General features: G+C 69.4%; 5 protein-coding genes. 3 read left to right on the plus strand and 2 right to left on the minus strand.

Features of this window, described 5'->3' with window-relative positions:
• Positions 1–246: 246 nt before the first annotated feature.
• Positions 247–777: an isochorismatase family protein gene (locus tag F1193_RS15385; RefSeq protein ID WP_150098682.1), complete on the plus strand. Its 531-nt coding sequence runs from the start codon at positions 247–249 to the stop codon at positions 775–777.
• A gap of 314 nt (positions 778–1091) precedes the next feature.
• Here F1193_RS15385 and aceB read toward each other — a convergent pair whose 3' ends face one another.
• Positions 1092–4046 (minus strand): malate synthase A, encoded by a 2955-nt coding sequence (gene aceB / locus F1193_RS17570; protein WP_246164468.1) that lies wholly within the window; start codon positions 4044–4046, stop codon positions 1092–1094.
• A 375-nt stretch (positions 4047–4421) separates the two neighbouring features.
• On the opposite strand from aceB, the gene F1193_RS15395 reads away from it, so the two are divergent.
• The gene (locus F1193_RS15395; protein WP_150098689.1) at positions 4422–4802 is read left to right on the plus strand and encodes a c-type cytochrome; all 381 of its coding nucleotides are present in this window, start codon (positions 4422–4424) and stop codon (positions 4800–4802) included.
• A gap of 122 nt (positions 4803–4924) precedes the next feature.
• Here F1193_RS15395 and F1193_RS15400 read toward each other — a convergent pair whose 3' ends face one another.
• On the minus strand, positions 4925–6493 hold the full coding sequence (locus tag F1193_RS15400; RefSeq protein ID WP_150098683.1) for a bifunctional aminoglycoside phosphotransferase/ATP-binding protein: 1569 nt from the start codon (positions 6491–6493) through the stop codon (positions 4925–4927).
• Positions 6494–6721: 228 nt separating this feature from the next.
• On the opposite strand from F1193_RS15400, the gene F1193_RS15405 reads away from it, so the two are divergent.
• Positions 6722–7132, plus strand: coding sequence for a hypothetical protein (locus tag F1193_RS15405; protein ID WP_150098684.1), 411 nt, complete (start codon positions 6722–6724; stop codon positions 7130–7132).
• The last annotated feature ends 622 nt before the right edge of the window (positions 7133–7754 follow it).

The following is a 7754-nucleotide window of genomic DNA, read 5'->3' on the forward strand; positions in this document are numbered from 1 at the left end:
GGGCCTTGCCCTCTGGTGGGGCCTTGTCGTCTGCCGTCCGGATCTTCCGCCCGGTGTGGCGTTGGATCTGCATGAGGCGCATGCTCGTGGAGCAGATGCTTGAGCATTGCCTTCAGGCAATTCCGTAGGTCTAGATTAGCGGATCGGTGGTGTGGCACAAGAGCCGTTGCATTGGCAACCATCGTCCATTGGTCTGATGACACAGCGATTTTCGCTGCACCGCACACAAGCGTTACGGAGTTCACGATGACTCTCGAAGCCGGCCGCTCCTCGCTGCTGCTGATCGATTTCCAGGAAAAGCTGATGCCCGCGATCGACGCGGCCGAGGCCAGCGTGCGCGAGGGGCTGCGCCTTGCCCAGAGCGCGCGCCTGCTCGACGTGCCGGTGCTGGCGACCGAGCAGACGCCCGACCGGCTGGGGCCGACCATTCCGGCGCTCGCCGAGTTCGCGGCCGGCGCGCTGGCCAAGACCACGTTCGACGCCTGCCGCGGTTGCGACATCGAGGGCGCGCTCGGCGCCCGCCAGCAGGTGGTGATCACCGGCTGGGAATCGCACGTGTGCGTGCTGCAGACGGCGTTCGGGCTATTGTCCGCCGGCCGGCGCGTCCATGTGGTGGCGGACGCGGTGTCCTCGCGCACGCCGGCCAACAAGACCGCAGCACTGGCGCGGCTGTCGGCGGCCGGCGCCGTCATCGTCACCGCCGAGATGGTGATCTTCGAGTGGCTGACCGACGCGAAGCATCCGCGCTTCCGCGACGTGCTCAAGCTGGTGAAGTGAGGGGGGCGGTTCGCCGCGCCGGCCAGCTTCCAAGTGGCCTCTGGCTTTAAGGCAAACAGCTCGGCCCTCTTCTTCCCTCTCCCCTTGCGGGAGAGGGTGGCGAGACCGAGCGTCAGCGAGATTGAGCCGGGTGAGGGGTACACACGGCTGACGTCTGTAAATTCACCCCTCACCCGCCTCGCGATCCAGGGACCGCTCGGCACCCTCTTCCGCAAGAGCCTGCGCCCGGGCGCGCGCAAGCGCGGCCCGGGTGGGAGAGGGGAAGAGCGCGCCCCTTGGCCGGCGCTTTTCCGGGCCGATCACCCGGCCCGGTCTCAATCGATCAGCGCGTAGGCGGGGATGGTGAGGAACGCCTCGAACTCCGCCGCCAGCGACAGCTTGCGGAACAGCGCGATCGCCTCGGCGAAGCGGCCGTAGTCGAACGCCTCATTGCCGACCTCGGCGCGCACGCGCTCCGTCTCCTCGTGCAGCACCTTCTCGAAGAGCGAGGGGGTGATCTGCGTGCCGTCGTCCAGCTTGGCGCCGTATTTCACCCACTGCCAGATCTGGGCGCGGGCGATCTCGGCGGTGGCGGCATCCTCCATCAGATCGTAGATCGGCACGGCGCCCCTGCCGCCGAGCCACGCCTCGATGTAGCGCACGCCGACGCGGATGTTCTCGCGAAAGCCCGCCTCGGTGCGCGTGCCGTGCGGCACGTCCAGAAGCTGGGCCTGGCCGACATCGACATCCTCGCGCAGCTCGTCGAGCTGGTTCCTGCCCGGCATCAGCCGGTCGAACACCTCCATCGCCACCGCCACCAGGTCGGGGTGGGCGACCCAGGTGCCGTCGTGGCCGTCGCCGACCTCGCGCTCCTTGTCGGCGCGCACCTTGGCCAGCGCCGCGGCGTTCTTGTCGGGATCGCTGCGGTTGGGGATCTGCGCCGCCATGCCGCCCATCGCGAACGCGCCGCGCATGTGGCAGGTCTGGATCAGGAGGTGCGAATAGGCCTTCAGGAACGCCTCGCCCATCACCACCTGGCTGCGGTCGGGCAGGATGTAGCCGTGGTTTTTGGCGATCGTCTTGATGAAGGAGAAGATGTAGTCCCACCGCCCGCAATTGAGGCCGGCGGCGTGGTCCTTCAGCTCGTGCAGGATCTCGTGCATCTCGAAGGCTGCCGGCAGCGTCTCGATCAGCACGGTCGCCTTGATCGTGCCGCGGTGCAGGCCGAGCGCGGACTCGGTGTGCAGGAACACGTCGTTCCACCACCGCGCCTCGATGTGGCTTTCGAGCTTCGGCAGATAGAAATAGGGCCCTGAGCCCTTGGCCAGCGCGGCGGCCGCAGTGTGGAAGGCATAGAGCGCGAAATCGAACAGCGCGCCCGCCACCGGCGCCCCGTCGATCTCGACGTGCCGCTCGATGAGATGCAGCCCGCGCGGGCGCACCATCAGCACCGCCGGATCGTCGCCCAGCACATAGCGCTTGCCGGTCGCGGGGTCGGTCCAGTCGAGCCCGGCGGCGTGCCAGCGGTCCTTGAGATTGACTTGGCCGTCGATGAGATTGGCCCAGGTCGGCGAGGTGGCATCCTCGAAATCGGCCATGAACACCTTCGCCCCGGAATTGAGGGCGTTGATGACGGTCTTGCGGTCGGTGGGGCCGGTGATCTCGACCCGGCGGTCCTGCAGATCGTGCGGGATCGGCGCCACCTTCCACGGATGCTCGCGCACGTGCCGGGTCTCGGGCAGGAAGTCGGGCAGCTCGCCGGCATCGAAGCGCGTCTGGCGCTCGGCGCGGGCTTTGAGGAGATCGCGGCGGCGCGGCTCGAACCGGCGGTGCAGCGCGGCGACGAAATCGAGCGCCGCGGGCGTCAGGATCTCGTCCGAGCGGGCGATCGCCTTGCCGTGCACGGCAATCCCTTGCGGCGGCGCGAGGCCGACCTCGGGTTGCGGCGCGGCGGTCTTTGCGGCGCTCTTCGAGGGTTTCTTGGAAGGACTCGTGCGGCCGCCCTTGGGCGGAGCGCCGTTGGGCTTGGCCTCGGCCTTGCGGGCCGGTTTTGCGGCGGGCTTGCTGGCGGGCTGCTTGGCGTCAGGCTGCTTGGCGGCGGGTTCCACCAGCATCGGCGGCAGTGCGGGGCGCCGGACTGTCGGCAGCGCCGGTGCGCGGCGGGTCGCCGGCGGCAGCGGCGTCGGGCGCGTGGCCGGAACCGACGCCTTGGGCGGCGCGGCCGGCGCCGCCGGCTGATCCTCGCTCGCCGGCTTGGCGGGGGTCGGGCGCGCGGCAAGGCTGGCCCGCCGCGCCGTCGATGCCGCCCGCCGCGGGGCCGGTGCGGCGCGACCGGCGCGCGGGGCCGGGCGGCCTGCCGGCAGGGCCGGCGCCACCGGGGCGCTGGCCGCCGCCGTCTTGGTGGCTTTGCCCTTGGTTGCCGCCTTGCCTGCAGCCGTCTTGTCTGCAGTCGTCTTGCCTGCGCCCGGCTTCCCGGCCTGTTTGACCGCCACCGCTTTCGCCGCGGTTTTCGACGGCGCCTTGGCCGAGGTCTTCGCTGTCGCCTTGGCAGGGGTCTTAGTGGTCTTGACCTTCGCCGTCTTCGCCTTCGTGGTCTTGGCCTTTGTCGTCTTCGCCTCGGCCTTTGTCGTCTTGGCCTCGGCCTTCTTGGCCGCTGAGGACACCTTGGCCTTGGCGGTCTTGGTGGTCTTGCCAATCTTGGTGGTCTTGCTGGCCTTGGCGGTCTTGGTCGCTTTGGCGATCTTGCCAGTCTTGGCCGTCTTGCCGGCCTTGGTCGCTTTGGCGGTGGCCTTCTCGGCCGCCTTTGCCTGCTTGGCGATCCCGGTCGCAGTCTTGGTCTTGACCTTGCTCTTGCCGGCGCGCGTCGCGGCGTCCTTCGCCTTGCCTTTCGTCGTCGGCAGGTCGCGAGCGACCGCCGCCGCTTTCCTTGCGCCGACCTTTGCAGGGGTCTTGGCGGTGCTCTTGGCGGAGGTGGATTTGGCGGCGGCCTTCGCGGTGGACTTGGCAGCAGCGGTCTTGGCAGCAGCGGTCTTGGCAGCGGAGGATTTGCCCGCGGTGGATTTGGCGGCGCGACCGGCGGAATCCTTGGCCTTCGCAGACGTCTTGCCATCCGCGGGCGTCTTGACCTTCGCAGGCGTCTTGGCCTTCGCATGCGTCTTGACCTTCGCAGGCGTCTTGGCTTTTGCGGACACCTTGGCCTTTCCGGACACTTTGGCCGTCTCGCTCGCCGCCGCTGTGTCGGTCTTGCTGGCCGAAACCTTCTTCCTGGATTTCTTTGCCTTCGTCGCCATCGTGTCTCCTCCTAGAGCATTCTCCGCAAAAGTGGGAACCGGTTTTGCGGAAGAGAATGCGACAGCTCAATAACTTGGAGCGTCCGCCTGGTGCAATCAGACCGGCGGATACGCGAGAGCCCTGCCGCGCCGGTCCGTGCACCGCCACGATTCGGAACGCCGGTCCCGTTTACCAACCATTTACCATGCCCGGCGGGCACGCCATAAGGTAGGTGGCCACCCCTGCGGTCAAGTCCAAGGGAGGTCCGCGAATTTTTCGGTGCGAGGACAAAGTTGCGCGCGCGCAGTTTGGAACGATGTTGCGGTTCGTGGCCGGTCGGTGCATTACTCGAAAGCGCCGGCGCGGGGCCGGCAGCAACGCTCGGGGATAATGTCATGCGGAAATTGGTGTTGGGACTGTTCGTTCTGGCCGCGGGTGTCACGTCGGCGCAGGCGCAAGACGCTGCGAAGGGCGAGCAGATCTTCAAGCAGTGCCTGGTCTGCCACTCGATCGGCCCTGGCGCGAAGAACAAGGTCGGCCCTGTGCTGAACGGCCTGTTCGGCCGCAAGTCCGGCACGATCGAAGGATTCAACTACTCGGAAGCCAACAAGAATTCCGGCATCACGTGGAACGAAGACGTCTTCCGCGTGTACATCAAGGATCCGAAGGCCAAGATCCCGGGGACCAAGATGATCTTCGCTGGCGTCAAGAATGACCAGCAGATCTCCGACCTGATCGCCTTCATCAAGCAGTTCAAGGCTGACGGCTCCAAGTAAGCCGCAACCCATTGCCGCCCGCGTCGCCCCGTGCGCGGGCGGCGTCGGGCGGCTCGCGGTTTCGGGTCGCGGCCGCCATCGCGAGGGGCGCCATCACAAGGGCCGCCCCACGCTCGCCGCCTTCACCAGGGGCCGCCAAGCGCCGCCATGGCGCGCCGCACCACGCTCTCCAGCGGCCCGCCGGCATCGACCCGCGGCCAATCGAGCGGCCCGGTCTCCAGCCCGTCCTGAAATTCGACGACCGCCGCATCGGCATCCGAGGCATCGTGGCGGCGGCCGGCCACGCGCGCCCGCCGCACGTCGAGCGGCGCCTCCAGCCACACGCCCCGCGCCGGCACGCCGCACGCCGCGCCGAGCGCGGCGAGGGCGGCCCGCTCATCGGGGCGGGCGAACACCGCATCGACCACCACCGAATGGCCGGCCTCCAGCGCCCGCTGCGCCCGCTCCGCGAGCCGCCGGTAGACGCGCGCCGTCACCTCGGGCCGATAGGCGTCGGCCGGCAGGCGCGCGGTCGCCGGCACGCCATAAAGCCGCTTGCGCTCGACGTCCGACCGCAGGATCAGCGCGCCGGGCAGCGGCAGCAGGCGCCCGGCGATGGCCTGCGCCACGCTCGACTTGCCGGTGCCCGACAGGCCGCTGACCACGAACAGATGCGGCGGCGGCGGCGCGATCGCCGCCCCCGCGAGGCGGAAATAGCGCATCGCGTCGTGCGTTGCCGCCACCGAGGCCGCGCCCGAGGTCAGCGTTCGGCGCGCCAGCGCCACCTTGGCGCGGATCTGCGCCCTGAGCGACAGGAACAGCGGCAGCGCCGCCAGCCCGTCGAGGTCGTCGTCGCGGCCGGGGGCCAACAGATGCGGGTCCAGCAGATACTGGTTGAGCAGCCGGCAGGCGCTGCGCCGGCAGCCGCGCGCCACCAGGTCCATCAGCAGGAAGGCGAGCTCGTAGAGCACGTCGCCGGTGGCGATCAGCGGATCGAACTCGATGGCGTCGAACGGCAGCGGCCGGCCGTCGACCAGCGCGACATTGCCGAGGTGCAGATCGCCATGGCAGCGGCGGACCAGCCCGCGCCGGCCGCGCGCCAGGATGAGCGCTGCGTTGCGGTGCAGGGCCGCGGTGGTGGCGGCGTCGAGCCGCGCCGCCTCGTCGGGCGGGAACAGGTCGTGCGCGGCGTGGAACGTCGCGCGGTCGTCGGCCGCGTAGCTCGCCAGCGCCGCGATCCAGGCCGCGGCGTCGGCCGCCGGCATGCGGGCGTGGCCGGCGGCGACCGTCTCGGCCAGGGCGTCAATCAGCGGCTCGGACAGCTCGCCCGTCTCGGCCAGGTGGTCGAGCGTCATCGTCTCGTCGAAGCGGTGCATCTCGACCAGCCACTCGACCACCTCGCCCGTGCCGCCGAGCGCCAGCGTGCCGGCCGCCTGCCGGGTGACCGGCACCACCCCGAGATAGAGCGCGGCGGCGAAGGGCGCGTTGACGGCAAGCTCGGCCCGGCAGGCGGCCTCGCGCTTGGCCAGCGTGCCGTAGTCGAGATAGGAGTAGCGCACCGGCCGCTTGACCTTGAAGGCGCGCGTTCCGGCCAGGAACACCGCGGCCGCGTGCGTGTCGATGCGCGTGACGGGCGTGCCGGGAGCAAGGCCGTAGGTCGCCGGATCGGCCAGCAGGGCGGCGATTGCCGGATCGAGATTGCCATCTGCCATCGCGTGCTATCCTCGCGCTGCTCCCCGTGCGGGAGATGGGCGCTACCGCCGTTCCAGGCAATGTCGATAAAGGCCAATGCGGATGCGCTTGCGAAGCGCCTTCTGGAATGCTCACAATCGAGGCCGAACAGCATCTGCTTGGCCGAAGGTGGTCCGCAGGGCCGTGCGCTCCGAGGGACCGCTCCGAGAGACCGCTCCAACGGACCGAAGACAATCTGGACGAGGACCATGACCAAGCTGCCGCAGGACCTCAAGCGAATCCGCCTCAACCTCGCCCGGTCCAAGGACCACCCGGAGGGGTCGGCACGGCACGGCTACGAGTTCGTGGCCCCGCTCGACGACACCGGCCACATCGACACGACATTGTGGAAGAAGCATCGCGAGCACTGCCGGGTGCGGCGGTTCTGGGCCGGCGAGCCCGACCAGATCGGCCATGTCGTCCACCGGCCAGGCGGCAAGAGCGGCAGCACCTGGGCCTTCCATTACGACATCGTCGATGCCGACAACGACCCCGACGATGACGAGGCCGGCTACCGCTTCGGCGCCCATGCCTTCGTGCCGGGCGAATACGTGTCGATCCGCGACGAGGACGGCGAGCTGCACACCTTCATCGTGGTGTCGGTCGGGCCGGTCGGCTGAGCGCCTGCGGGCTTGAACGGCCCGAAAGCGGGGATCGTCTTCTTCGAGTCGCGTCATCCCGGACGGCGCGTCGCGCCGGGATCGTGCGTCGTCGTGTGGTGTCATCCCGGACGGCACGTCGCGCCGAGCCGGGCCGGGATCGTTCTCAGAACAAGGCACCCCTTCCGGCACGCGGTCCCGGGTCGCGCGGCTTTGCCGCTTGCCCGGGACGGCAACCTTTCTTGTTGTCATCCCGGGCGAGCGTCAGCGAGACCCGGGATCGTTCTCAGAAAAAGGCACCCCTTCCGGCACGCGGTCCCGGGTCGCGCGGCTTCGCCGCTTGCCCGGGACGACGACCTTTCTTGTTGTCATCCCGGACGGCGCGTCGCGCCGAGCCGGGATCGTTCTCAGAACAAGACACCCCTTCCGGCACGCGGTCCCGGGTCGCGCGCGCTGTGCGCGCTTGCCCGGGACGACGACCTTTCTTGTTGTCATCCCGGGCGAGCGTCAGCGAGGGCCGGGATCGTTCTCAGAACAAGACACCCCTTCCGGCACGCGGTCCCGGGTTGGAACGGCGAAATGTGCTTTGATGGGTGCACCGGCTCGGGGTGGCCACCCCGAGCCGGTGCGGGCGGCACGCCGT

This window comes from Blastochloris sulfoviridis, assembly GCF_008630065.1.
Lineage (GTDB): Bacteria > Pseudomonadota > Alphaproteobacteria > Rhizobiales > Xanthobacteraceae > Blastochloris > Blastochloris sulfoviridis.